At 39.4% G+C, this 2803-nt stretch carries 2 protein-coding genes; both read right to left on the bottom strand.

What is annotated here, in order from left to right:
- Window positions 1–282: 282 nt before the first annotated feature.
- Entirely contained in the window at window positions 283–1569 is a 1287-nt protein-coding gene (locus tag ACP5FO_RS07525) for a homoserine dehydrogenase (protein ID WP_428110400.1), read from the bottom strand.
- Window positions 1562–2632 (bottom strand): NAD(P)H-dependent flavin oxidoreductase, encoded by a 1071-nt coding sequence (locus ACP5FO_RS07520; RefSeq protein ID WP_428110402.1) that lies wholly within the window; start codon window positions 2630–2632, stop codon window positions 1562–1564. The genes ACP5FO_RS07525 and ACP5FO_RS07520 overlap by 8 nt, the downstream gene beginning before the upstream one ends.
- Between the last annotated feature and the right edge of the window lie 171 nt (window positions 2633–2803).

Below are 2803 nucleotides of genomic sequence, written 5' to 3'. Positions count from 1 at the left end.
AAAGTAGATCCTTCGCTTGCGCTTCAGGATGACTGACTTCGTTTCACTCAGGATGACTAAGAGAGGGCATCAGGATGACTGACTCCCTTTTGTTATTCTGAGCTCACACGAGTGTGTGAAGAATCCCCTACACCCAAAACCCTTCCCGCCGTTCTTAAGCGAAGCGAAGATCCCCTACGCCAACTTCCTTTAGTCATTCTGAGGGCTTTAGCCTTCGTCATTTTCTCCAAACGCAATTAAAGTGTCCGAAAAATCCCCACGTTTACCACGCATAAAAAGCACTTAATCCAAAACTCTAATCAAAACAGTGCCGTTCTTAATAATATTCTGGTGATCTTTTTCAATCTCTTTTATAGCTTTCTTGATGTTTGCTTCTTTGGCTTTGTGCGTTAAAACCAAAAGCGGTACCACATCAGAACCTTTTCCTATCTGCACAACACTTTTTATGCTTATGTTGTATTTGCTTAATACTAAAGCAATATTTCCCAGCACGCCCACACTATCTACTACGCTAAATCTTATGTAGTAATGAGACTCAAGATTGTCTACATCAACAAATTCTACATTATCAAAAATACCCGTTTGTAAAGCACTTTTGACCTGTCCTGATTGGATATCGTTTGCTATATCAATAATATCTGCCACTACAGACGAAGCTGTAGGCAAACTTCCTGCGCCTTTTCCCACATATGTAGTCTGTCCTGTCATATCAGAAATAACACTTATTGCATTGTAAACACCATCTACTTTAGCCAAAACATTGTCACTTTCTATAAAATAAGGGGCAACACGCACCAAAAGCTTATTTTCATTCATACTCGCAATGCCGAGCAGTTTGACTCTATAGCCAAGCTGACTGGCAAAATCTATATCAATAAAATCAATATCTCTTATACCTTCAACATACACATCTTTTTCTTCAACTTTTGCATTAAAGCTAATGGCAGCCAAAATTGCCATTTTTTGAGCAGAATCAATCCCATCTATATCAAACGAAGGATCACGCTCTGCGTAGCCTTCTTTAATTGCCTTGTTTAAAATATTTTCAAACGACTCATGCGTTTCAAACATCTGGCTTAGTATATAGTTACAGGTGCCGTTTACAATAGCTTTGATACTTTTTATGTTATTTGCCATTAAATCCCTTGTGATGACTTTTATAATAGGCACACCACCGGCTACGGACGCTTCAAAGCCTATCTTAACACCATTTTGCGTTGCTTTTGAAAAAATCTCAAAGCCATGATTTGCAAGCAGGGCTTTATTTGCGCTTACTATGTGTTTTTTGTGCTCAATAGCTTCCAGTACAAACTTGCGCGCCACATCAGTGCCGCCAATAAGCTCCAGCACAATATCAATATCGTCGTCCAACAGTTCCTTATAATTTTTTGCGTATGTGTAATTTGAAAGTAAATTTTTGCATTTTGACGTATGTGAAAAAACTTTTTTTATATTAATACCAAATCCGAGACGTTTTTTAATCACATCAGCGTTGTCTTGCAAAATTTTTACAACACCGCAACCCACAGTACCAAGCCCAAAAATCCCAACATTTATATCTTTATCCATAAACAAGCTCCTTCATTAACTCTTCTACGCTAAATAGCCTATTAATGCGGTAAGCATTAGTGCCCACAGTGTAAATGGGTTTTTCTTTATCGCTGTTGTAGCCTGCGCTTGAGAGCAAACCATTGCATATGCAAAAGTAATTCTTATTGTCAATCATTGCAGGGCAGTAATTTTCTTTGTTGAGCAAATAACCTTTATCACAATTGGGATGTCTTTTGGCCAAAAGAGCTTCTTGATACATAGGAGATGACTTTATCACACGAAACGGCAAACCAGAAGGCGAACCTGGCCTGTATGCCACAACAATATCATCTTTATCTGCTCTAATGACTGCCTTTTTGTACGCTTCATCGGCACTACTTTCAAATGTTGCCAGAAAACGTGTGCCCATTTGAACACCATCTGCGCCCATTTCCAAAAATTTTTTTATATCTTCGTGCGTATAAATACCACCCGCTACAATAACAGGTATATCACCACACTTAAGCGCTTTTTCTTTTACAGGTGGAAACAAATTTTCTAAGCTGTTTTCTTCTTTATTTAAATCAGCAAAACGAAACCCCAGATGCCCGCCAGCCAATGGACCTTCTACTACAACTGCATCCGGCCTTGCTCCAAAACGCTCCCATCGTTTGCAAATAATATCAAACGCTCTGACACTTGACACAATAGGCACAAGCGCTACATCTTTACTATGTGCAATCTTTGGCAGCTCAGTTGGCAAACCAGCTCCGGAGATAATCAAATCCACTCCGCCAGCAATAGCGCCCCTTACGCTTGCTTCATAATCCCTTTGCACCGCCACCATGATATTAATACCAATGCAATTTGAGCCATTTTTTGCAAGCGCTACTTCTTCTTCACACGCTTCATATATGGAATATTTCTTGTTGTTTCTCTTAGAAAGCAATCTGTCAAGTGCAACGCTTGAAATCACACCTATGCCACCGTTTTTAGAAACAGCTTTTGCTAGAGGATACAGGCTTACACCCACGCCCATACCGCCTTGTATGATGCAGTGCTCCACTATCTTGTCTCTAATTTTTAGCTTCTTTAGTGCCATTGTTGCTTTTTACATCCTCTTTTTTTATCATTTTTTTCAATTGCCATTACAAAAAACATCCATTAGTACAAGCAAAAATCCCACACACAAACCCTCCTTGTCGTTTTGAAAGGCAGATGCAATAAAGAACCAGCCTGTCATTCTGAAGGAGTACGTGCGACGAAGAATCTC

The sequence above is a fragment of the Desulfurella sp. genome (assembly GCF_049977265.1).
Taxonomy (GTDB): Bacteria; Campylobacterota_A; Desulfurellia; order Desulfurellales; family Desulfurellaceae; genus Desulfurella.
Note: the sequence above shows the minus strand (reverse complement) of the source record. Positions and strands in the feature narration are given on the sequence as shown.